This is a genomic window from Bifidobacterium santillanense (genome assembly GCF_018555385.1).
Lineage (GTDB): Bacteria > Actinomycetota > Actinomycetes > Actinomycetales > Bifidobacteriaceae > Bifidobacterium > Bifidobacterium santillanense.
The window spans coordinates 120,480-144,368 of record NZ_JAFEJS010000004.1 but is presented as its reverse complement, the minus strand read 5'-3'; the positions used below and the strand labels follow the sequence as shown (position 1 = coordinate 144,368).

General features: G+C 67.7%; 14 protein-coding genes, 1 tRNA gene and 2 pseudogenes. 13 read left to right on the top strand and 4 right to left on the bottom strand.

Annotated features, from left to right (window positions below; all coding sequences use genetic code 11):
- Nucleotides 1–177 precede the first annotated feature (177 nt).
- Complete coding sequence (locus tag JS528_RS05445) at nt 178–5,283, top strand: acyl-CoA dehydratase activase-related protein (RefSeq protein ID WP_214358077.1); 5,106 nt, start codon at nt 178–180, stop codon at nt 5,281–5,283.
- A gap of 258 nt (nt 5,284–5,541) precedes the next feature.
- Nucleotides 5,542–6,819, top strand: a complete 1,278-nt coding sequence (locus JS528_RS05440) for a glutamate-cysteine ligase family protein (RefSeq protein ID WP_214358076.1) — start codon at nt 5,542–5,544, stop codon at nt 6,817–6,819.
- A gap of 240 nt (nt 6,820–7,059) precedes the next feature.
- Here the strand turns inward: JS528_RS05440 and JS528_RS05435 are convergent, their stop codons facing one another.
- The gene (locus tag JS528_RS05435) at nt 7,060–7,272 is read right to left on the bottom strand and encodes a hypothetical protein (protein ID WP_214358075.1); all 213 of its coding nucleotides are present in this window, start codon (nt 7,270–7,272) and stop codon (nt 7,060–7,062) included.
- Between the two features lie 561 nt (nt 7,273–7,833).
- On the opposite strand from JS528_RS05435, the gene JS528_RS05430 reads away from it, so the two are divergent.
- Genes JS528_RS05430 through JS528_RS05420 form a run of 3 tightly spaced genes read left to right on the top strand, consistent with a single transcriptional unit; the run spans nt 7,834 to nt 12,325 of the window.
- Nucleotides 7,834–8,439 carry a MarR family winged helix-turn-helix transcriptional regulator gene (locus tag JS528_RS05430; RefSeq protein ID WP_214358074.1) on the top strand — a complete coding sequence of 202 codons (606 nt, stop codon included), beginning with the start codon at nt 7,834–7,836 and terminating at the stop codon, nt 8,437–8,439.
- Nucleotides 8,440–8,492: 53 nt separating this feature from the next.
- Entirely contained in the window at nt 8,493–10,307 is a 1,815-nt protein-coding gene (locus tag JS528_RS05425; protein ID WP_338069769.1) for an ABC transporter ATP-binding protein, read from the top strand.
- Between the two features lie 41 nt (nt 10,308–10,348).
- Complete coding sequence (locus JS528_RS05420) at nt 10,349–12,325, top strand: ABC transporter ATP-binding protein (protein WP_420838192.1); 1,977 nt, start codon at nt 10,349–10,351, stop codon at nt 12,323–12,325.
- Between the two features lie 51 nt (nt 12,326–12,376).
- Here JS528_RS05420 and JS528_RS11880 read toward each other — a convergent pair.
- Together JS528_RS11880 and JS528_RS11875 are read right to left on the bottom strand one after the other, a co-directional pair.
- Nucleotides 12,377–13,126, bottom strand: a pseudogene (locus tag JS528_RS11880) (zinc-dependent metalloprotease); the annotation flags it as partial.
- A 104-nt stretch (nt 13,127–13,230) separates the two neighbouring features.
- Nucleotides 13,231–14,077 (bottom strand): annotated as a pseudogene (locus JS528_RS11875) (zinc-dependent metalloprotease); the annotation flags it as partial.
- Between the two features lie 95 nt (nt 14,078–14,172).
- Between JS528_RS11875 and JS528_RS05410 the strand changes: the two are divergent.
- On the top strand, nt 14,173–15,042 hold the full coding sequence (locus tag JS528_RS05410) for a YlbL family protein (RefSeq protein WP_214358071.1): 870 nt from the start codon (nt 14,173–14,175) through the stop codon (nt 15,040–15,042).
- A gap of 68 nt (nt 15,043–15,110) precedes the next feature.
- Nucleotides 15,111–15,527: a DUF3052 domain-containing protein gene (locus JS528_RS05405; protein WP_214358070.1), complete on the top strand. Its 417-nt coding sequence runs from the start codon at nt 15,111–15,113 to the stop codon at nt 15,525–15,527.
- Nucleotides 15,528–15,583: 56 nt separating this feature from the next.
- On the opposite strand, the gene JS528_RS05400 is transcribed toward JS528_RS05405, so the two are convergent.
- Nucleotides 15,584–15,657 (bottom strand) — tRNA-Val (locus tag JS528_RS05400).
- A 214-nt stretch (nt 15,658–15,871) separates the two neighbouring features.
- On the opposite strand from JS528_RS05400, the gene JS528_RS05395 reads away from it, so the two are divergent.
- The 6 genes from JS528_RS05395 to JS528_RS05370 all read left to right on the top strand — a co-directional run bounded on the left by JS528_RS05395 (nt 15,872) and on the right by JS528_RS05370 (nt 23,776).
- The gene (locus JS528_RS05395; protein ID WP_214358069.1) at nt 15,872–17,620 is read left to right on the top strand and encodes a DivIVA domain-containing protein; all 1,749 of its coding nucleotides are present in this window, start codon (nt 15,872–15,874) and stop codon (nt 17,618–17,620) included.
- On the top strand, nt 17,620–18,801 hold the full coding sequence (gene dxr, locus JS528_RS05390; protein ID WP_214358127.1) for a 1-deoxy-D-xylulose-5-phosphate reductoisomerase: 1,182 nt from the start codon (nt 17,620–17,622) through the stop codon (nt 18,799–18,801). The genes JS528_RS05395 and dxr overlap by 1 nt, the downstream gene beginning before the upstream one ends.
- Nucleotides 18,801–20,021 (top strand): flavodoxin-dependent (E)-4-hydroxy-3-methylbut-2-enyl-diphosphate synthase, encoded by a 1,221-nt coding sequence (gene ispG, locus JS528_RS05385; RefSeq protein ID WP_214358068.1) that lies wholly within the window; start codon nt 18,801–18,803, stop codon nt 20,019–20,021. The genes dxr and ispG overlap by 1 nt, the downstream gene beginning before the upstream one ends.
- Before the next feature lie 169 nt (nt 20,022–20,190).
- Nucleotides 20,191–21,879: an alpha/beta hydrolase family protein gene (locus JS528_RS05380; protein ID WP_214358126.1), complete on the top strand. Its 1,689-nt coding sequence runs from the start codon at nt 20,191–20,193 to the stop codon at nt 21,877–21,879.
- Nucleotides 21,880–22,142: 263 nt separating this feature from the next.
- Entirely contained in the window at nt 22,143–22,979 is an 837-nt protein-coding gene (gene recO, locus JS528_RS05375; protein WP_214358067.1) for a DNA repair protein RecO, read from the top strand.
- A gap of 5 nt (nt 22,980–22,984) precedes the next feature.
- A complete protein-coding gene (locus JS528_RS05370) occupies nt 22,985–23,776 on the top strand; it encodes an isoprenyl transferase (RefSeq protein WP_214358066.1) in 792 nt (263 codons plus the stop codon).
- Nucleotides 23,777–23,889: the final 113 nt, after the last annotated feature.

Genomic DNA, 23,889 nt, shown 5'->3' with positions numbered 1-23,889 from the left:
GCGCAACCGTTGCGTTTACCGCTTCCACTGTTAGATGAATCACGCCCGACCCCCGCGTGACCCACCCCTCTTGGGTGGGGCTTCGGACTACAGTATGGGATTTGAGTAGCCGGGCCATACGCGATTTATGCGCGACTCGCAAGACGCGTCCCGGAAAATCGGTTGAAGAGGTTTTGCATGGTGAACGAAGCACATACCGCGGCGACGAACCGCGATACGAAGCCGTTGCGTGTGGGATTGGACATCGGCTCCACCACCGTGAAGGCCGTGGTGCTCGACCAGTCCGACTCCCTGTCCGAGACCCTGTTCTCCGACTATCGCCGCCATCACGCCAACGTGCGCGCCACCGTCGCCGGACTCCTCGTCGACATCCACAAGAAGCTCGTCGAGTTCGGCCGCGGCGACGAGCCGATCCGCCTCGCCATCACCGGCTCCGGCGGACTCGCGCTCGCGGACAGCATGCATGTGCCGTTCGTCCAGGAGGTCATCGCCGAGACCGAGGCGATCGACAAGGAGTACCCGCAGGCCGACGTCATCATCGAGCTCGGCGGCGAGGACGCGAAGATCACGTATTTGAAGCCCACCCCCGAGCAGCGCATGAACGGCTCGTGCGCGGGCGGCACCGGCGCGTTCATCGACCAGATGGCCACGCTCCTCGACACCGACGCCGCGGGCCTGAACGAGATGGCCAAGAGCTACGAGAACCTGTACCCGATCGCGTCGCGATGCGGCGTGTTCGCGAAGACCGACCTGCAGCCGCTCATCAACGACGGCGCCGCCAAGCCGGACCTCGCCGCCTCCATCTTCACCGCCGTCGCCACGCAGACCATCGCCGGCCTCGCCTCCGGGCGTCCGATCCACGGCACCGTGATCTTCCTCGGCGGCCCGCTGTTCTTCATGAGCGAGCTGCGCGCCGCGTTCCAGCGCGCGCTCGACGGCAAGGTCGACGAGTTCATCGTGCCGACCGACGCCCACCTGTACGTCGCCTACGGCGCCGCCCTGCAGGCCGAGATCGACTCCGACGACGAGGGGCACCACTTCGAGGCCCGCACCTGCGACGACATCCTCAAGCGCCTGGACGAGCTCAAGAACCTGCCCTCCAACACCCCGACCATGCCGCCGCTGTTCCCGACCGAGGCCGACCGCGAGGCGTTCGACAGGCGTCATCACCGCGAGCACGTGCACATCGGCACGCTCGAGGGCGCGAAGGGCCCGCACTTCCTCGGCATCGACGCGGGATCGACCACCATCAAGGCCACGCTCGTCAACGACGACCGCGAGATCGTGTGGTCCTCCTACGCGAACAACGAGGGCAGCCCGCTGACCGCGGCCATCAACATCGTCAAGCAGATCCAGTCCGAACTGCCCGAGGGCGCGTGGATCGCGCGCTCGTGCGCCACCGGCTACGGCGAGGGCCTCATCACCACCGGCCTGCACCTCGACGAGGGCGTCGTCGAGACGATGGCCCACTACCGCGGCGCCGAGATGGTCAGCCCCGGCGTCACCGCCGTCATCGACATCGGCGGCCAGGACATGAAGTACCTGGCCATCACCGACGGCGTCATCGACTCGATCGCCGTCAACGAGGCGTGCTCGTCCGGCTGCGGCTCGTTCCTGCAGACCTTCGCGATGTCGATGGGCCTGACCATCCAGGAGTTCACGGCCAAGGCCCTCGCCTCCACGCATCCGGTCGACCTGGGCTCGCGATGCACCGTGTTCATGAACTCGTCGGTCAAGCAGGCCCAGAAGGAGGGCGCCTCGATCGAGGACATCGCCGCCGGTCTGTGCTATTCGGTCGTGCGCAACGCCCTGTACAAGGTCATCAAGCTGCGCGATTCCGGCGAGCTCGGCGACACCGTCGTCGTGCAGGGAGGCACGTTCCTCAACGACGCCGTGCTGCGCGCGTTCGAGCTGCTGACCGAGCGTGAGGTCACCCGTCCGAACATCGCCGGCCTCATGGGCGCGTACGGCGCGGCCCTGACGGCCCGCATGCACTATCAGGACGTCGCCGACGACGACCATGAGCGCGTCGGCGTGGACGGGCGTTCCGTCGACGTCGCCGACGCGGCCGCCGCCGAGGAGTCCGCCGCGGGCGACACCCCCAACGCCGATGCGCACGAGGGCGAGGTCGTCATCGACGGCGTCCACCACACCGCCAGCTCGATCCTGACGGGCGAGGCGCTCGACCACATGTCGATGACCACCGAACGCGACGTGTGCAAGCTGTGCCAGAACCACTGCAAGCTCACCATCACCACGTTCTCCGACGGCTCCCGCTTCGTCACCGGCAACCGCTGCGAGCGCGGCGGCGACGCGAAGAAGAAGCGCTCCGATCGCCCGAACCTGTACGACTACAAGTACAAGCGCTGCTTCGCGTACCGCCGTCTGACCGACAAGAAGGCCACGCGCGGCGAGATCGGCATCCCGAGGGCGCTGAACATGTACGAGAACTACCCGTTCTGGTTCACGCTCCTGACCTCGCTGGGCTTCAAGGTGATGATCTCCGGCCGTTCCAGCCATGAGCTGTTCGAGACCGGCATCGAGTCGATCGCCTCCGAGAACATCTGCTACCCGGCCAAGCTCGTGCACGGCCACATCAAGTGGCTCCTGAACAAGGGAATCAAGACGATCTTCTACCCGTGCGTGAGCTACGAAGACAACCTCGTGCCCAACACGGACAACCACTACAACTGCCCGGTCGTGGCGAACTACCCGCTCGTCGTCGGCGCGAACATGCCCGAACTGCGCGAGGACGGCGTGCGCTACATGCACCCGTACTTCAACCTCGCCAACCACGAGCTCATGGTCGACCGCATCGTCGAGGAGTTCGCGTGGGCGAACGTCACGCGCGAGGAGGCCGAGACCGCCGTCAAGGCCGCCTATGCCGAGGACAAGGTCTTCAAGCACGACGTGCAGGAGGAGGGCCTCAAGGCCCTCGCCTACATGAAGGAGCACGACTGCCGCGGCATCGTGCTCGCCGGCCGCCCCTACCACATCGACCCGGAGATCAACCACGGCATCCCCGAGACCATCTGCGCGCTCGGCATGGTGGTGCTCTCCGAGGACTCGATCTGCGAACTGCAGCCGGGGGAGAGGCTCAACCTCACCGAGTTCCTCTCGAAGGGCGAGGAGGACCCGAGGAAGAAGAACGCGAACGGCTTCCGCCACGTCGGCGACCGCAAGCTCACCGTCGCGCGCATGCCGCTGCGCGTCACCAACCAGTGGGCCTACCACTCCCGCCTGTACGCGGCGGCCCACTTCGTCGCCTCCTACCCGGGCCTCGAGCTCGTCCAGCTCAACTCGTTCGGCTGCGGACTCGACGCCATCACCACCGACCAGGTCGCCGAGATCCTCGCCGACAAGGCCGACGTGTACACGCTGCTCAAGATCGACGAGGTCTCCAACCTCGGCGCCGCCAAGATCCGCCTGCGCTCGCTCAAGGCCGCCGTCGAGGAGCGCGAGGCCAACAAGGCCCGCGCGGCCCGCGCCGCGTCCGCCGCCGTCGACAAGCATGACCGTCCACTTGTGGACGACAAGGCGATCGCCGCGAACTCCGCCGAGCTTGAGACCCGCCTCAGGGCGCAGGAGAAGGCCGAGGCCGACCTCGCCGCCGCCAAGGCCGCGCTCGCCGAGGCCCAGGCCGCCGTCGACGCGGCCGAGGCCAAGGTCAGGGCCGGCTCCGACGTCGCCCCGGTCGCCGCGCCGAAGTCCACCGGCTTCCGCAGGACCGGCTCCAAGGCGCCGACCCCGGGCCGCCAGATCCTGCTCGACACCACGATGGCCGCCAACCCCAAGCTCACCGAGCGCATGCGCGAGGCGTCCAAGCGCGCCGCGCAGCGCGACATCGAGGCCGCACGCCTCGGGTCTCTCGGCGATGGCACCACCGGCGACGGCAAGACCTCCGCCAAGCCGGCCAAGTCGGGCAGGGGCCACAACAACGCCACCATGTCCCGCTACGCGCACCGTCAGAAGTTCGTCAAGGACATGAAGCGCGACTATACGATCGTCGCCCCGCAGATGAGCCCGATCCACCTGTCGCTGGTCGAGGCGGTCATCCGCTCCGGCGGCTACAAGTTCGACGTCCTCAAGCACGCCTCCCGCTCGGACGTGGAGACCGGCCTCAAGTACGTGAACAACGACGCCTGCTACCCGGCGATCATGGTCATCGGCCAGCTCATCGACGCGATCCTCGAGGGCAAGTACGATCCGGACCACGTCGCGCTCGCCATCACCCAGACCGGCGGCATGTGCCGCGCGACCAACTACTTCGGCCTCATCCGCAAGGCCCTGGTCGACGCCGGCTACCCGCAGATCCCGGTCATCGCGATCTCCACGCAGGGCCTCGAGGACAACCCCGGCTTCAAGGCCACCGTGCCGATGCTCCACCGCGCCGTCAAGGCGCTGATCCTCGGTGACCTGCTGATGAAGTGCCTCTACCGCGTGCGCCCGTACGAGGTGGAGAAGGGCTCGGCGAACAAGCTCTACGAGCAGTGGGACACGATCGTGCGCGAGACCCTCGAGCATCACGGCTTCTCGAGGACCGCCGCGAGGACCCCGTGGCTCAAGAAGGGCTACCTGCCCTACCCGGTCCTCGCCAAGGAGATCGTGAAGTCCTTCGACGCCCTGCCCCTGAAGGACATCCCGCGCAAGGTGCGCGTCGGCGTGGTCGGCGAGATCCTCGTCAAGTACCAGCCCGACGCGAACAACCACGTCGTCGACGTCATCGAATCGCAGGACTGCGAGGCCGTCGTGCCCGGCATCATGGAGTTCATGACGACCCGCCCGTACATCACCGACTGGAACGAGAAGAACCTCGGCATGGGCGGCAACCAGAAGCTCTACGCGCTCATGCGCTGGGGTCTCGACCGCTACAACGCGCCGATCAGGGCCGCCATCGCGACCGCCCACGGCAAGTTCAAGCAGGACGACCCGATGCCCGAGCTCGTCCAGAAGGCCGCCGAGGTCACCTCGATCGGCGTGCAGGCCGGCGAGGGCTGGCTGCTCACGGCCGAGATCCTCGAGCTCATCGAGCAGGGATGCCCGAACGTGGTGTGCGCGCAGCCGTTCGCCTGCCTGCCCAACCATGTGACCGGCCGCGGCATGTTCGGCAAGATCCGGCGCCTGCACCCGGAGGCCAACATCGTCTCCATCGACTACGACCCGGGTGCTTCCGAGGCCAACCAGCTCAACCGCATCAAGCTCATGATCGCCGCCGCGAAGAAGGCCCACAAGGCCAAGTTCGCCGACAAGGGCGAGCCTCAGGGCTTCGTGACCGCCGACTGACGGCGGGCTCCGGTTCCCGATTTTCCGCGTCGCAAAATCGGGAACCGGAACCGCACATGAACGCACACGCCCGGAATCGGACTTCGGTCTGATTCCGGGCTTTTTCATGTTCGATCGAACAGCCCTCCGGTTCCCGATTTCGCAACCCCCGAAATCGGGAACCAGAGGAGACGTCGCGCGCCCGCTATCGGAAAAAGATATAGCCGAATAGCGGGTTCTCGGCGGGCCGTGCGGTACGGCTCGCATACGATACCGGTTATGGTTACTCCCAGAATCAGCTATGCGCATCTGCTCGCCAAGCCGAACCCGAAGCACGTCGAAAGCCTCCTGAAGTTCTTCGAGGCCGGCCGCTCCCAGCGCGGCACCGGCGGATTCGGCGTCGAGATCGAGCACCTTCCCGTGCACAATTCCGACGACACCGCCGTGAGCTACTACGAACCGAACGGCATCGAGACGTTCCTCAAGCGCATCGCGCCCTTCTACGACCACGAGAAGGAGTATTGGGAGAACGGCCATCTGGTGGGACTGTCGCGCAAGGGCGTCGCCGTCTCGCTCGAGCCCGGCGGCCAGATCGAGACCTCGATCGGCATCCTGCACAAGCCCGAGGACCTCATCCAGCTTTACTCCGACTTCCGCCGCGAGGCCGACCCGATCCTCGAGGAGCTCGGCTTCCGCCTCGTCAACTACGGCTACCAGCCCAAGTCGAGCTACGCCGACGTGCCGGTCAACCCCAAGGACCGCTACGACGCGATGACCGACTACCTCGGCCGCGTCGGCCAGTTCGGCCCGTGCATGATGCGCTGCTCCGCCTCCACGCAGGTGAGCATCGACTTCGTCGACGAGAAGGACGCGATCGACAAGATGCGCGTCGGCACCGCCATCGGCCCGATCCTCGCGTGGTTCTTCCGCAACACCCCGTACTTCGAGGGCCGGCTCAACCCGTACCCGCTGCTGCGCCAGCGCATGTGGGACTACCTCGACTTCCAGCGCACGAACGTGATCCCGGGCCTGTACGACCAGCGCTTCGGCTGGGAGGACTACGCCGTCGACGTGCTCTCCACGCCGCTCATGTTCGCCGACCTCACGCACACGCCCGAGGCGGTCGCCTCCGGCGCGAGCAACAAGGAGCTGCACCGTCCGGCGTTCCGCGAGAACGCGGGCGACGTCTACCCGGACCGCGAGCTCAACGCGTACGAGATCAACCACATCATCTCCACGCACTTCAACGACGTGAGGCTCAAGAACTTCATCGAGTTCCGTCACTGGGACTCGCTGCCGATCGAGCGCGCCGAGCGCCTGACCGAGATCATCAATTCGCTGTACTACGTGCCGTCCAACCGCATCCGCCTCGAAAGCTACTTCGACGGACTCACGGAGGAGGACGTGTTCGAGGCCAAGGCCAACATCCAGGCCCACGGCCGCGAATCCAACCCGTACGGCCAGCCGCTCGACTTCTGGCGCGAGTTCCTCGGCCTCGAGGGTCTGCTCGACGACATCCCCGGCGACCCCAAGCACCCTGAGGTCTTCCAGCGCTGATCTCCGGTCCGCCGCGCGACGGTGCGACGACGATGGCCCCGCGACGTCAGGAAGACGTCGCGGGGCCATCGTCGTTGCGGCACGTCCATCAGCGGACCAATTTCATATACACGGCGCGTTCCGGTCTCGCTCCGACATTGTGTGAGTCAGTAAAAATGTCAAATATACTGTTTGATTCTAGTGTGGCAAGTAATATTGCCCAACGTATTTGACGATTTTCTGCCGGAACAACGGCGATCTTCAGACCCTCCCCGCGTCGCAGCGGTGGCGGGTCAGTCGTACCCGGACCGTGCCGTCGGCGGTGTGGCTGCCCCAGATCTCGCAGATCGTGGCGTGCGGCCACTCGTCGGGATTGTCGCGCGCGGCCGTCGCGAACGCCTCGTCGAAGCACGCCGACAGCGACTCGCGTTCGATGACGCGGCCCTCGCCGTAGCCGCCGGCCGGGTGGAACACGGCGAGGGACGCATCGAAGCCGAACGGCCCGTCTCCTGTCCTGTCGGCGGCGTCGCCGGTCGTGGTGGTGTCATCGGTCGTGGTGCCGCCGCCCGCCGTCGCATCGCATCGCGCCGCCTCCGGGTCGAACTGCTGGTAGACATACGCCCGCCCCTCGCGCCGGTCGAGACGGGCGTGAGGATGCCGTGCGCGTCGTAGTAGCGCATCGCCTTTGTGCTGGTGCCGTCCAGCTTGGCGACCTCGCCGATGGTCAGCAGATCGTCGTCGTCCCGCATCATACGCACCTCCTCGCCGCCGGGGCCGTCGTCGATCACCATCGCCGATTGACGTCGCGAATCGCCGCAGGCCCGTCGCCGACCGTTCCGCACCATGCCGGTCCTCGTCCTGCGCGCCCCCCCCCGTGCCTCCGTATGCGCCTTCGCGACACGCGGATTGTTGCATGTGCAACTGTTGTATGCGGGGCGTATTACGATGTCCATCGCACATAACGTTGCATATGCAACAAAACGATGGTCGCATCGGGTGCATCCGACGCGGTCACACAAATGAAGTGGGGGAGTCATGGACAGTCACATCCTCAGCTTCGAACTGAGGGCGCTGGTCAAGGCGATCAACCGCCACCTCGGCGAGACGATGCCCGAATCGGCGCGCATCGCCACCGGCGGCAACGCCCGCATCATCATGTTCCTCGCACGCAACCGCGACGAGGACGTCTACCAGCACACCATCGAACGCAAGTTCTGCATCACCCGTTCGACCGCCTCGCGCGTGCTCGCGCTGATGGAGAAGAAGGGCCTCATCGCCCGCGAATCGGTGGCGCATGACGCGCGGCTCAAGAAGATCGTGCTCACCGCCAAGGCCGACTCCATCGTCGCCACCCTGCAGGCGAACGGCGAGCGGATGGAGCGACGGCTGGTGGAGGGGTTCACCGACGAGGAGCGGGCCGCGCTCATGGACTACGTGCAGCGCATGCGCGCGAACGTGGACGCGGCGCAGCGCGAGTTCGAGGAGCAGTCGGACAGGAACCGGGCCGGGTACGGCATCGGCGCCGCCGATATGACCGAGCCGGTCGGACCGCCCGACGATCCGTCGGGTTCGGGAGAACCGGCCCCGGACGGCACGGACGATGCGGAAGACATGGAAGACAAGAAGGAGGAGAACGAGTGAGCGACATCACGAAGACGAACGTCGACGCCGAGGCCGCCGCGACCGAGGCGGCCATCGAACGGTCCCGCAAGGCCGTCGAACCGGCCAGGCCGAAGCACATCATCCGCACGCTGGCGCGGTCGATGCGCCAGTACAGGAAGGAAAGTCTGCTGGCCCCGCTGTTCGTGACCGTCGAAAGCGTCCTGGAGATCGTCATCCCGACGGTCATGGCCTCGCTCATCGACCGGGGCATCACCGGCGGCAACATGAACGCCATCGTCAGGTTCGGCCTGATCCTGCTGCTGTGCTCGCTGATGTCCCTCGGCTGCGGCTTCCTCGCCGGCAAGTTCTCCGCGATCGCCGCCGCCGGCTTCGCGAAGAACCTGCGCCGCGACCAGTTCGAGAAGGTGCAGGGCTTCAGCTTCACCAACATCGACCGCTTCTCCACCGGCTCGATCATCACGCGCCTGACCACGGACGTGACGAACCTGCAGATGGCGTACGGCATGATGATCCGCATGGGCGTGCGCGCCCCGATCATGGTCGTCGTCGCCTGGATCTTCTCGTTCCGCATCTCGCCGTCGATCTCGCTGGTGTTCCTCGCCTGCGTGCCGATCCTCGCGATCGGCCTGTGCGGGCTCGCGGTGCTGGTCCACCCGGTGTTCGAGCGCGTGTTCCACACGTACGACGCCCTGAACAACGTGGTCGACGAGAACCTGCAGGGCATCCGCGTCGTCAAGTCCTACAACCGCGAGGACTTCGAGATCTCCAAGTTCGACCGCATCTCCAAGCGCATCTTCCGGGACTTCACGCTCGCCGAGCGCATCATGAGCTTCAACAGCCCGATCATGATGATCTGCATCTACGGATCGATGATCATGATCTCGTGGATGGGCGCCCAGCAGATCGTCGCCTCCGGCAACAACGCCGCGCTGGGCCTGACGACCGGCGACCTGACCGCCCTGGTCACCTACGCGATGCAGATCCTCATGTCCATGATGATGCTCTCGATGATCTTCGTCATGGTCATCATCTCCCAGGCCTCCGCCGAGCGCATCTGCCAGGTGTTGCAGGAGGAGAGCACCGTCACCGATCCGGCCGACCCGGTCCGCGAGGTCGCCGACGGCTCCATCGAGTTCGACCACGTCACATTCCGCTACTCCGACAACTCCGAGAAGCCGGTCCTCGACGACATCGACCTGACCATCCCGTCCGGCATGACCGTCGGCATCGTCGGTGGCACCGGCTCGGCCAAGTCGAGCCTCGTCCAGCTGGTCCCGCGCCTGTACGACGTGACCTCCGGGTCCCTCAAGGTCGGCGGCCGCGACGTGCGCGACTACGACCTCGAGGTCCTACGCGACCAGGTCGCGATGGTCCTGCAGAAGAACGTCCTGTTCTCCGGCACCATCGCCGAGAACCTGCGCTGGGGCAACCCCGACGCCACCGACGAGGAGATCCGCCACGCCTGCAAGCTCGCGCAGGCCGACGGCTTCATCCAGGAGTTCCCCGACAAGTACGACACGTACATCGAGCAGGGCGGCACCAACGTCTCCGGCGGCCAGCGCCAGCGCCTGTGCATCGCCCGTGCGCTCCTGAAGAAGCCGAAGATCCTCATCCTCGACGACTCCACGTCGGCCGTCGACACGAAGACCGACAAGCTGATCCGCGAGGCGTTCCACCACGAGATCCCCGACACCACGAAGATCATCATCGCCCAGCGCGTCGCCTCCGTCGAGGAGTCCGACATGATCCTCGTCATGGACAACGGCCGCATCATGGCCCGCGGCACGCACGCCGAGCTGCTGGAGACCTGCGACGAATACCGGTCCATCTACGAGTCGCAGACCAAGAACCAGGCGCAGCCCGAGCAGGAAGGAGAGACCCGATGAGCGACAAGCAGAACAAGCCCGGCCAGCCCGGCCGCCCCGCCATGGCCCGGCCCGCGCCCGGCACCACCAAGCGCATCTTCGGCTACATCATGCACTACCGGTGGCGCGTCGTCGCCATCGTCGTGTGCATCCTCGTCGGCGCCGCCGCGCAGGCCGGCTCCGCGCTGTTCCTCCAGTCCCTGATCGACACGTACATCCTGCCGATGGTCGGCGAGACGAACCCCGACTGGGGTCCGCTCCTGAGGGCCATCACCCTGATGGGCTGCCTGTACGTGGCCGGCATCGTCTCGAGCTGGCTGTGGCAGTGGCTCATCGTCACCGTCGAGCAGGGCACGCTCAAGAGGATCCGCGACGACATGTTCGCCCACCAGCAGCGCCTGCCGATCCGCTACTTCGACACCAACGAGCACGGCGACATCATGAGCCGATACACCAACGACACCGACACCCTGCGCCAGGCCATCAGCCAGTCCTTCCCGCAGATGTTCGCCTCGATGATCTCCGCCATCGCGGCCGTGATCTCGATGCTGTGGCTCTCCGTGCCGCTCACCGCGTTCGTGCTCCTGTTCACCGTGCTCCTGTTCTTCGTCATCAAGAAGATCGTCGGACGCGCCGGCCGCTACTTCGTCAAGCAGCAGCACTGGCTCGGCGACGTCAACGCGTTCGTCGAGGAGTCCGTCAACGGTCAGAAGGTCATCAAGGTCTTCAACCACGAGGACGCCACCCAGAGGACCTTCGACGAGAAGAACGAGGAGCTGTTCGCCGCGTCCGCCGAGGCCAACACCTGGGGCAACGTCACCATGCCGGTCGTCGGCAACATGGGCTACATGCTCTACATCCTGCTCGCCATCATCGGCGGCGCGATGGCGCTCGCCGGTGTCGGCAACTTCGGCCTGTCCGGCGCGGGCCCGCTCACCCTCGGCACCCTGATCTCGCTGCTGACCCTGTCGCGCTCGTACATCAACCCGCTCGGCCAGGTCTCCATGCAGCTCAACATGGTGATGATGGCGCTCGCCGGCGCCTCCCGCATCTTCGCGCTGATGGACGAGCCGGTCGAGTCGGACGGCGGCACCGTCACCCTCGTCAACGTCGAGCTCGGCGAGGACGTCGTGACGATGCGCGAGGTCGACCACGAGACCGGCCACTGGGCGTGGAAGCGCGAGGCCGGCGACGACGGCACCCGGTCCCTCAAGGCCGCGGAGAAGCTGCACGGCGCCGCCCGCGAGGTCGCGCTCAAGGCCAAGGAGCAGGCCGTCACCTCGCCCGACGGGCGTCTGACGTTGCTGCGCGGCGACGTGCGCTTCACCAACGTGACGTTCGGCTACGATCCGGCCAAGCCGGTCCTGCACGACATCACGTGGTTCGCCAAGCCGGGGCAGAAGATGGCCCTGGTCGGCGCTACCGGCGCCGGCAAGACCACCGTCACGAACCTCATCAACCGGTTCTACGACATCCAGGAGGGGCAGATCCTCTACGACGGCATTGACGTGAAGAACATCGCCAAGCCGGACCTGCGCCGCTCCCTGGGCATCGTGCTGCAGGACGTGAACCTGTTCACCGGCACCGTGATGGACAACATCCGCTACGGCCGGCTCGACGCCACCGACGAGGAGTGCGTTGCCGCGGCCAAGCTGGTGAACGCCGATGGCTTCATCCGCATGCTGCCGCAGGGCTACCAGACGGTGCTCGAGGGCGACGGCTCCGGCCTGTCGCAGGGCCAGCGCCAGTTGATCTCGATCGCGCGCGCCGCCGTCGCCGACTCCCCGGCGCTGATCCTCGACGAGGCCACCTCGTCGATCGACACGCGCACCGAGGAGGTCGTGCAGGCCGGCATGGACGCGCTGATGAAGGGCCGCACGGTGTTCGTCATCGCCCACCGTCTGTCCACCGTGCGCAACTCCGACGTGATCATGGTCCTCGATCACGGCCGCATCATCGAACGCGGCAACCACGAGGAGCTCATCGCCCTCAAGGGCGAGTACTACCAGCTCTACACCGGCGCGGTGGAGCTGGAGTAGCCCCGACCCCACGGGGAACGTGCCTCGGCGTACGTTCCCCGTGGCTCATCCCTACTTGTTCTCGTCCGGATCCGGGGAATCGGAGTCCCCGGATCCGTCACCCTCCTCGCCGAGGAGCTTGGAGAGCTCGGCGTCCCAGTCGGTGCCGGTGGAGCCGTCGTCGGCCTTGGCGTCGCCGCCGGCCGTTCCGGTGTTGTCGCCCGTCGCCGGGGCGGTGGGGGAGACCGGCGTGTTCCCGCCGGCGCCGGTTCCGCCATTGGCCAGGACCGGCAGCAGGTCCGGGTGGGCCCACTTCGCGTCACGGCCCTCGACGCCCTCGGCCGACGTGATCATCTCCCACAGGGCCGCGGCCTCGCGCATGCGCTTGGGGCGCAGCTCCAGACCGAGCAGGCTCTCGAAGGTGCGCTCGGCCGGACCGCCGGTCGCGCGTTCGCGGCGCATCATCTCGCGCAGCTGTTCGATGTGCGGCAGATGCGCCATGCCGGCGCGCCACACCACGCAGTCGACCCAGCCCTCGACCATCGCGAGCAGCGATTCGAGCGAGGCCATCGCCTCCTTCTGCTCGGGCGTGTCCGGGATGCCGACCTTGGTGAGGTTGACCGCGGAGGAGATCGAATCGGGATCGAGCGCGCCGGCGTCGCGCAGCTGCTCCTCCATCGCGTCCAGATCGATGGAGATGCCGCGCGCGTACTTGCCGATCAGCGCCTCGAAGCGCGGCATCAGCCACGGCACGGCGGAGTAGAGGCGCGCGTGCGCCACTTCGCGCAGCGCGAGGAAGGCCATGACCTCGTCCTTCGGGATCGGGTCCGGGCGCACGATCTCGTCGAACAGCGCCTCGGTGTCCGGGTCGGAGGCGGGATGGTGCGGCGCATCGTCGGTGCCGTCGGCGGAACCGGCCGCGTTGGCCGCCGCCGACGTGAAGCCGATCGGATTGCCCGTCGCCGACGACGTGCCGGCGGCGTCCGCGTCGTCGGGCGTCTCGCCGTTGAGCTGCTTCGCGTACTCCTCGACGTTCTGCGCCACCAGCGCGCCCGCCGGCGTGGACAGCAGCGCGATGCCCTGATCGAAGCCGCCGTGCACCTCGCGGCTGAGCGTGCCGGCCGCGTTGCCCAGCTGCATCGCGAACGACGTGTTGCCGAGGAGCTTGACCAGCTGCTTCGGATCCTTCATGCCGTCCGGGATCGGGATCGGCACGGGGCCGGCGAACATGCCCGCGATCTCGCCGTTGAACGCGTCGCCCAGACGCTCGGAGATCACGGAGGCCAGCGCGTCGCCCATCGAGGCGGCCACGGGCGCGGCGAACTTCGCCCACGCCTCGAGCGTGTCCTCCACCCAGCCGGCGCGGGTCAGCGCGCGCGGCTCGCCGGGCGCCGGATCGAACTCGCAGGCGGTGTCGAGCCACAGGTTCGCCTCGCTCATCGCGCGGCGCACCTCGGCGCCCTCGGCCGCGGAGACCGACGTGCGCGAGCCGTTCGCGTTCGCCTGCTGCAGCGCCAGCGACTTGGCGAGCTTGACGTTGATCGGCCCCTCCTCGACCACGTGCTGCATGTCGCCCATCGTGTTGAGGCCGCCGGCCGTGAACGCGGCCATCATCTGCTGCACCTCGGCCGGGTTCGGCAGGGTGCTGGGATCCTGGCTCATCAGCTGCTCACGGATCGAATCGGGCAGCTGGGAGATCTGCTGCCATGCCATCTCGCCCTGGACCGGGCCGAAGCACTTGATCAGCCACTCGTGAATTGCGTTCTCGTCCATAATCGGAACCTCTTGGTCGTTCGCGGTCTTTTCCTGCCATTCTAGGGGTGCCCGGGCATGTTTCGCGCAAAGCAAGCGCTGGTATCATGCGCGGTATGTCGTTCCTGAGCCACCTCGCCGACGCCCTGCGCGCCGTCCCGTCCGTGCCGACCCGCGTCGGCCGTTATCTGTCCGCCCGCTCGCCGCGCTATCTCGCCGGTCTGCTCGCCGTCGTACTGGGCGTGCTCGTGCTGTGCCTGCCGAGCGCGTACTCGGTCGAATGGCCCGGACCGACCCGCGACGTGCTCGGCACCGTCGAATCCGACGGCAAGGCCGTCATCCAGGTCTCCGGCGCGAAGACCCACAAGGACTCCGGCAGACTGCTGCTCGTCACCGTCTCCGCCAACGGCGTGCCCGGCTATCCGGTGACCAACGCCGAGGTCGTCTTCGGCTGGCTCGCACCGGACCGCGTCGTCATGCCGCGCGAGGCCGTCGTGCCCGTCGGACAGACGACGAAGCAGTACAAGGAGAAGACGAGCAGGGAGATGTCCGGCTCGCAGTCGCACGCCGTGACCGCGGCGAAGCGCTTCCTCAAGGCCAGGGGCGTCGACGTGTCCGGGCTGAAAGTGTCGATGCACGTCGACGACATCGGCGGCCCGTCGGCCGGCATGATGTACACGCTGGGGCTCATCGACAAGCTCACGCCCGAGGACGAGACCGGCGGCGCGACGATCGCCGGCACCGGCACGATCGACGCCAAGGGCAAGGTCGGCGCGATCGGCGGCATCAGGCTCAAGATGATCGGCGCGAAACGCGACGGCGCGACCTGGTTCCTCGCCCCGAAGTCCAACTGCGACGAGGTCGTCGGCCATGTGCCCTCCGGTCTGCGCGACGTCAGCGTCTCGACCCTCGACGAGGCGTACGCCGCCCTCGTCGCGATCGGACGGGGCAAGGGGGAGACGCTGCCGCACTGCACCGTCAAATAGCGTCGGCGCGTCCAAATTCATCGCGTGTTAACGCGTCAGTTCGCAACGTATTGCTATTCTTAGGTCCCGTGAATCAAACCGCATCACAGAACGCAGAGGAATTTGGCTTCAAGCCCGGAGACATCGTGCAGGAATGGCTGTGGGATGACGACGTGGACGATTCGATTCGAGAGAAGATCGAGGATCTCACCGGGCAGGATCTCGTCGACGAGGACTACGATTCCGCCGTCGACGGCGTCATTCTGTGGTGGCGCGACGGCGACGACGAGGACGAGCTGTCCGACACCATCGTCGACGCGGTCGCCGTGCTCGGCAACGACGGACCGCTGTGGGTCCTGACCCCGAAGCCCGGCCGCCCCGGCGCCGCCAGCTCCTCCACCGTCCAGAACGCCGCCAAGACCGCCGGCATGAACGCCGCCACCCCGCTGACCGTCAGCCCCGACTGGAACGGCATCCGTCTGCGCGCCTTCGGCAAGGGACGCTGACACCCCGACTTCGACGAAAGGCTTGGAACCACGAGGGTTCCAAGCCTTTTCGATTGTGGGCGATGAGGGATTCGAACCCCCGACATCCACCGTGTAAAGGTGGCGCTCTAACCAACTGAGCTAATCGCCCGCAGATGCCCACTGTAGCGTGACCCGGGCGACAATCGCGCGTCCCGGTGGGGCCCGGGCCCTCGATCGGACGCGAACGGACCGCGAAACGGCGACCGGGTGGTGAAAAGGCCGTGACATTTCCCCGTTCCGTGGGCCGGGATGCGTGATTGCGTCGCATCGGTCACGTAATGTGGCACACAGTACCGTTTGTTCCACTAGGAGGTTGAAAGCCCATGGCGCAGCAATCCGAAGCCGGGATCCCCAGGGCAGGCAAGCGCAAGTGGGGGTACGACCCCGCCCAGGTGGATGCGTTTCTGGAGCGTGCGCACGCGCTGTACGAAAGCGACGGGGCGCAGCTGACCCAGCGGGACATCCAGGACACGTCCTTCGATCTGGCCCGCGGCGGATACGTGATCGCGCAGGTCGACGCGGCCCTCGCCCGCCTCGAGCGCGCGGTGGTCGACAAGCAGACCCAGTGGGAGATCTCCCAGCAGGGACGCGTGGCATGGAAGGCCCGCACCGAGGAGCTGTACCGTGAGATCTCCGGTCATGCGGAGCGCGCCGAGCGCGAGCGCTTCTCGCCTGCCAGGGTCCATGCGCCCGCCTACGACCGCAAGCAGGTCGACCGCCTGACCGACCAGATCGTCGACAAGTGCGCGGCCGAACTCGGCGTGGACGGCGCGGACGCGGCCGACGCGGCCAAGCTCGGCAGGATCACCTCCGAGTACGTGGCGAACGCCGTGTTCACCCAGCGCAAGGGCAAGAAGGGCTACGACGAGCGTCAGGTCGACTACTTCCTCAACACCTGCGTGGAGCTGCTGAGCCGCATCGAATCGTTCGACCGCATCGCCGACTACATCACCGCCGACGGCGACGCCGACGGTTCCGCCTCCTCGCTCGATTCGAAGCCGCGCGCCGTAGCCCCGGCCCCTGCCGCGGTGTCCGCCGCGGCATCGGCGACCGCCTCCGCCGCCGCGCCGCAGGCGCCCGCCGGCGGCGTCGCCCCGCTGTTCTCCGCGGATCGCTTCCGCCGCCCCGCCGCCGAGACCGATGATGCTCCGCAGAGCTACGCCCCGGCCGCCAAGAGCGCCCGGAACGACAGCTTCGACGCGCTGAGCCAGGCCGAACAGGACCTGTTCGCCGCCGCCTCCAAGAACGCGTCCGCGCCCGTGACGGCCGTGACCCCCGTCGAGCCCGTGACGGTCAGGCCGGTCGCCCCGGCCCCGGCTCCGGCCGTGGCGCCGTCCGCCGCCCCGTCGGCTCCGGTCCCGGTCCAGACATCCGTGCCGTCCTACACGCCGACGGCCCCGTCCTATGCGTCCGCGGCTCCGTCCGTTCCCGCCGCGGCCCCGATCGCGCCGGCCGCTTCGACGCCGTCCGCCCCGGCCGTCGCCGCGCCCGCGATCCCGGCTCCGGTGCTCCCGACCCCGACCCCGACGCCGTCTCCGGTCGCATCGTCCGCGCCGGCCCCCACGGCCCCGCCGTCGTTCGCCCCGCCGGTCGTCCATGTGCCGGCACCGGCCGTCGCCGCGACCCCGACCGCCGCTTCGTCGTCCCCGACCACGCCCGAGAGCGATCCGGACGTCAAGTACACGACCTCGTCGCTGGCCGCGCTCGCGCAGATGGCCGAGGCGTCGCAGGAGTTCCCCAAGGTGAACGGCACCACGTCCTTCACCCCGCACATGCCGAGCCTCGACGTGCCCAACACGTTCACCTCGATGCCGCCCGTCACGGCCTCCGCACCGGCTCCCCAGACCTCGTCCGTCTCCCCGGCCCCGACTCCGGCCCCGGCGGCCGAGCCGGCCCGGACGGCCGACGAGCCGATCCCGTCCTTCGCCCCGGCGGCCAAGCCGGTGCGTCGGTCGGCGGCGCACGCCGCCGCCAACCCCTTCTCGCTGCTGTCCACCGACAACAACGATCTCGATATTCCCGACCTGTCGTTCCCGTCCATCGGCGGTGACGACGAAAAGAAGGAACAGTGATCCACAGCAACACCGTCGTCATCCTCGGGTCCACCGGCTCGATCGGCACCCAGGGGCTTGACGTCATCTCCAGACATCCCGACCGCTTCACCGTCGTGGGCCTCGCCGCGGGCGGCGCGCACATCGATCTGCTCGCACGGCAGGCCGCGCGTTTCCGCGTGCCGCAGGTCGCGATCTACGACGCGTCCAAGGCGGGGGAGCTGCGCGACGCGCTCGACCGCGCCGGCGCCCCCTACACGCAGATCCAAGCGGGCCGTGACGCCGTCGTCGCGATGGCCGGTTCCGGCGCGGCCGTCGTCCTCAACGGCATCACCGGCTCGATCGGACTCGAGCCGTCGATCGCGGCGCTCAAGGCCGGCTCCCAGCTGGCCCTGGCCAACAAGGAGTCCGTCGTCGCTGGCGGCCACCTCCTGTTCGGCGCCCGCGTGCGCGAGGACCAGATCAACCCGGTCGACTCCGAGCACTCCGCGATCTGGCAGTCGCTGCGCTCCGGCACCCACGCCGAGGTCGCGCGCCTGATCGTGACGGCCTCCGGCGGCCCGTTCCGTGGCTGGAAGCGCGAGCAGATGACCGACATCACGCCCGAGCAGGCCCTGAACCACCCCACGTGGAACATGGGTCCGGTTGTCACCATCAACTCGTCCACCCTGATGAACAAGGGTCTCGAGGTCATCGAGGCGAGCCGCCTGTTCGACGTGCCGCCCGAGCGCATCGACGTGACCGTCCACCCGCAGTCCATCGTCCACTCGATGGTCGAATTCGTCGACGGCGCCACCATCGCGCAGGCCTCGCCGCCGGACATGCGTCTGCCCATCGCGCTGGGCCTGTCCGCGCCGGACCGCATGGACAATGTGGCCGCCGCGTGCGACTGGACCAAGGCCGCCTCGTGGACCTTCGAACCGCTCGACGACGAGGCGTTCCCCGCCGTCTCCCTCGCGCGCCACTGCCTGGCCGCCTCGGAGAAGCACACGGCCGTCCTCAACGCCGCCAACGAGCAGGCCGTGCACGCCTTCCTCGAGCATCGTCTGCCGTACCTCGGCATCGTGGACACGGTCAAGGCCGTGCTCGACGAGATGGACGCCGAGCTGCGCGGCGATCCGCTGTTCCGCGACGTGGAGGAAATGGAACAGCTCGAGCTCGAGGCCCGTCGCCGCGCCGACGACCTGATAGACAAGCAGTGATGAATACGTTGAACACCGAAACACCCGTTGCCAAGCCGTTCCGCCGCACCGGCGACCCGGTCGAGCTGACCAGCGAATCGCCGTTGCACCCGCGCCGCAAGTCCCGCCGCATCATGGTGGGCCCCGTGCCGGTCGGCGGCGGCGCGCCCATCTCCGTGCAGTCGATGACCAACACGCTCACCGCGGACGTGCCCGCCACGCTCCAGCAGATCGCCGAGCTGACCGCGGCCGGCTGCGACATCGTACGCGTGGCCGTGCCGAGCCAGGACGACGCCGACGCGCTGCCGGAGATCTGCCGCAAGTCGCCGATCCCGGTCATCGCCGACATCCACTTCCAGTCGAAGTACGTGTTCCAGGCCATCGACGCCGGATGCGCCGCCGTGCGCGTCAACCCCGGCAACATCCGCAAGTTCGATCAGGTCGGCCCGGACATCTGCAAGGCCGCGACCGACGCGGGCATCTCCCTGCGCATCGGCGTCAACGCCGGTTCGCTCGACAAGGATCTGTACGCCAGGTACGGCGGCCCGACCCCCGAGGCGCTCGTCGCCTCCGCGCTCAAGGAAGCGCACATGTTCGAGGACGTCGGCTTCCACGACTTCAAGATCTCCGTCAAGCACCACGACGTGATCACGATGGTCCAGACCTACCGTCTGCTCGCCTCGAAGGGCGACTGGCCGCTGCACCTCGGGGTCACCGAGGCGGGCCCGCAGTGGCAGGGCACCATCAAGTCGTGCCTCGCGTTCGGCGCGCTGCTGGCCGAGGGCATCGGCGACACGATCCGCGTGTCCCTCTCCGCGCCTCCCGTCGAGGAGGTCAAGGTCGGCTGCAAGCTGCTCGAATACATGGGTCTGCGCCCGCGCAAGTTCGACATCATCTCCTGCCCGAGCTGCGGCCGCGCGCAGGTGGACGTGATCCAGCTCGCCTCCGCCGTCACCGAGGGCCTGAAGAACATCACCGCGCCGATCCGCGTGGCCGTCATGGGCTGCATCGTCAACGGCCCGGGCGAGGCCCGCGAGGCCGACCTCGGCGTCGCCTCCGGCAACGGCAAGGGCCAGATCTTCATCAAGGGCAAGGTCATCAAGACCGTGCCCGAGGACCAGATCGTCGACACGCTGCTCGAGATCGCCAACGACATGGCCGCGAAGATGGAGGCCGAGGGCAAGGTGCCCGAGGGCGCCACCGGCCCGGTCGTCGTCCCCATCCAGCACCCGGGCCGCTGAACGGCGGTCCGTCGACGGGGCGATCGGACGCATGCGGGAGATGACGCGGATGAGGCAGACCGGGGCCGGGGGAGCCGTCGCGCCCAAGCGGGATGGACGGTCCGGCGAGGGCGGGGCATGGACCTTTACCCGGCGTCTGACGGTCAGTCTGCCCATCTTCATCATCCTCATGGGTCTGCTCGTCGCCGTCTCCAACCTCACCACCGTCCCGTGGGACAACGACCCCACGGGACAGACCATCGCCACCCTCACCGACGATACGGCCGTCACGTTCGACACGGCCTCCGGCGCCCGCGCGCTCGATGAGGCCGGCACATACCGCGTCGAGGAGCGGGCGGTCGAACTCACCGTCCGGCGCGACGGCACGCAGGTCGGCTCCCCGCGCGAGGTCGCGGTCGACGCCGACGCGGATTCCACATGGCGGGGCAGCGGATCGGGCGCCGACCAGACCCAGACCATCACCGTGCTCATCCGCGCCCCGATCGGCGCGTCCGGCGCGCGCCCCGGCGTGGTCTTCATGCACGGCGCCGGATTCGGCACCGCGTACAACTCGTTCGGCGACGTGGCCGCCACGCTCGCCTCCGCCGGATTCGTCACCGCCGTCATCGACAAGCCGGTGTGGTCCACCTCCGACATCACCCGCGACTATCCGGCCTCCGCACGCGTATACGACGCCGCGATCGACCTGCTGCGCGGCCTCGACGACGTGGACGCGGCCAAGGTCGGCATCTACGCGACCAGCGAATCGACGTGGATCTCCCAGTACCTGCTCGCCGACGACCCACAGGTCGCCTTCCAGATCCTCCTGAGCCCGATGGTGTTCCCGCCGCGCCAGTCGCTCGGCTTCTTCATCTCGCAGGACTTCGCGCTCGTCGGCGCCAACGACGGCTACCAATCGATCGTGCGCCGCGTCTTCAACGCCGACACCGCACTGTTCGGCATGACCAACTTCGATCTCGACCTGCCCGAATCGAGTGCCTACTCGATCCCCACGCTCGTCGCCTACGGATCCAAGGACGTGATGACCGCGCAGGTCGAGGGCGTCAAACGCATCCTCGTCGAGGCGCACCGGGCCGGCAACTGGGACGTGACCGTGCGCAGCTACCCGGTCGCCAACCACGTGCTGCGGCTCGGCGACGAGGCCGAGACCGGCACGAAGTTCGCTGACCAGTACGTCGACGACCTGACCTCCTGGGCGGCCGGCACGGTCGCCGGGCTGAAACAGACCAGCGAACGCGTGGCCGGCGACGTCATCTACCAGTCGATCGCCGTGCCCGACGATCTTCAGGCCCGGCGCGCGCTGACCGTCTACGGCGCCATTCTGCACGCGGGCACCGTCCTGCTCCTGCTCGCCACCGCCGTCGCGTGGCTGGCGGCGCTGGCGCGGCGGATCCGGTTCCGTCTGCGCCGTGCCAACCGCGGCGTGCGCTACCCCGGGCTCGGCTTCCGGCACGGGTTCGGCAACGCGCTCGTCACCCTCGCGGTCACCACGATGGCGACGCTCCTGCTGTTCTGCTCCGGACTCGGCCAGGTCATCATGGGCGTGGTCCGGCTCGCCTGGGGCGCCGCGCCCGACGAGGAGCCGGGCGTCATGTGGTGGAGCTGGCCCGTCATCCAGATCGTGTGCACGCTGGTCGTGTGGGCGTGGTCGCGCGTGTTCGCCCGGCTCATCGAGGTCGCCGTCGAGCGTGGCATCCTCGCATGGCCGCCGCGCGAGGGGTCGATCCGTGGCGTGGTGACCGGCGCCGAACCGGTGCTCGCCTCCACGCGCTTCGGGCGCGTCCTGTTCTGGCTCACCGCCGCCGCGATGCTCCACGTCCTGTTCCTCTTCGCCTTCTGGGGCCTGTTCATCTACTAGATCGACCCATCTACCGAGCCGTCATCCACGTGTTGCCACCTGAGTTGCACCCGAGTTGCCATCCGCCCGGCCTGGTCCCGCCAACCCCCCGCTCTCTTGGCGTCCGTTCCTATAGAATCCGACGAAATGCGGCCCGCTCGTAAACGAAACATGTCCGATCCTATAGGAACGGACGGAAATCGGCCCGTACGGACGTGGAATACGTCCGATTCTATAGAATCGGACGCGGAACTGCGCGGGGCGGGCGGCCGTAGTATGGTGCCATGCCCCTGTACAGAGACGAAGGCGTGGTGCTGCGCACCGTCAAGCTCGGCGAGGCCGACCGCATCATCACCCTCTTGACCAAATCCCACGGCAAGGTGCGCGCCGTCGCCAAGGGCGTGCGACGTACCAAATCTCGCTTCGGCGCCCGACTCGAACCGTTCATGCGCGCCGACCTGCTCATCGCGCAGGGTCATTCGCTCGACGTCGTCTCGCAGGCCGAGTCGATCGCTGCGTACGCCGGCCCGATCACCGCCGACTACGACGCGTACACGGCCGCGAACGTCATCGTCGAGACCGCCGACAAGCTCGTCACCGCCGAGAACGAGCGGGCCGCCGCGCAGTACCGGCTCCTCATCGGGGCGTTGAACGCGCTCGCCCGGCATGCGCACGCGAGCGCCCACATCTCGTCGTCGTACGTGATGCGCGCACTCGCGATCGCCGGCTGGGAGCCGCGGCTGTTCAGCTGCGTGGTGTGCGGGGAGCGGCCCGCGATGGACGGCGCCGGCGTGGACGCGGAGAGCGCCGGTGACGCCGCCGGCGGCATCGGGAGCGGTGTCCCCGCGGGACCGGGACCGGTGCCGGGAACGGGAACGAACGGCTTCGCGTCCGGCATGTACCTGTCGATGCCGGGCGGCGGCCTCATGTGCGGCAGGGACCACACGCCGGACGCACGTCGGCTCCCCCCGGCGGCGCTCACGCAGCTGCGTGCGCTCGTCGAAGGCGACTGGACGACGCTCGACGGCACGGGCCTCCTGCCCGAAACCGAACATCTGGTGGAGGATTGGGCCGAGTACTACCTCGAGCGGCCGCTACGTTCGATGCGACTGCTAGATTGACAATCATGGCTTTCGAAAACGTCGACTACACTTCGCTGGACATCCCCGCCGCCCCCTTCTCCGATCCGTCGCGCATCCCCGACTTCCCCAAGGGCAAGGTGCCGCGCCATGTCGGCGTCATCATGGACGGCAACGGCCGCTGGGCCAAGCAGCGCGGCATGATCCGCACCAACGGCCATCAGGCCGCCGAACCGGTCGTCTTCGACACCATCGCCGGTGCGATCGAGGCCGGCGTGCGCTACCTGAGCCTGTACACGTTCTCCACCGAGAACTGGAAGCGCAGCCCCCAGGAGGTGCGCTTCCTCATGGGCTTCTCGCGTGAGATCATCCACCGCCGCGTCGCGCAGATGGACGAGTGGGGCGTGCGCGTGCGCTGGTCCGGCCGACGCCCGAAGCTGTGGAAGTCGGTCATCGACGAGCTCGAGGTCGCGATGGAACGCACCAAGAACAACAAGGTCATCGACGTGGTGTTCTGCATCAACTACGGCGGCCGCGCCGAGATCGCCGACGCCTGCGCCGCCATCGCGAAGGAGGTGCGTGACGGGAAGATCTCCGGTGACCGCGTCACCGAGAAGATGATCGCCGATCACCTCTACAACCCGGACATCCCCGACTGCGACCTCGTGATTCGCACCTCCGGCGAGCAGCGCACCTCCAACTTCCTGCCGTGGGAGGCCGCCTACGCCGAGCTCGACTTCGTGCCCGAGCTGTTCCCCGACTGCGGCCGCGAGGTCCTGTGGCGTTCCATCGACCACTACATCCACCGCGACCGTCGCTTCGGCGGCGTGAAGAAGTAGCTCGGCGAGGCCGCGATCGCCGGTGCCGTCGAACCGATCGTCGAAAACGGCATGGCCAACGGCGGTCGCATCCGTTTCCCGTGGTCGTGCTCATTTCCTAGGCAGGTTTTTCA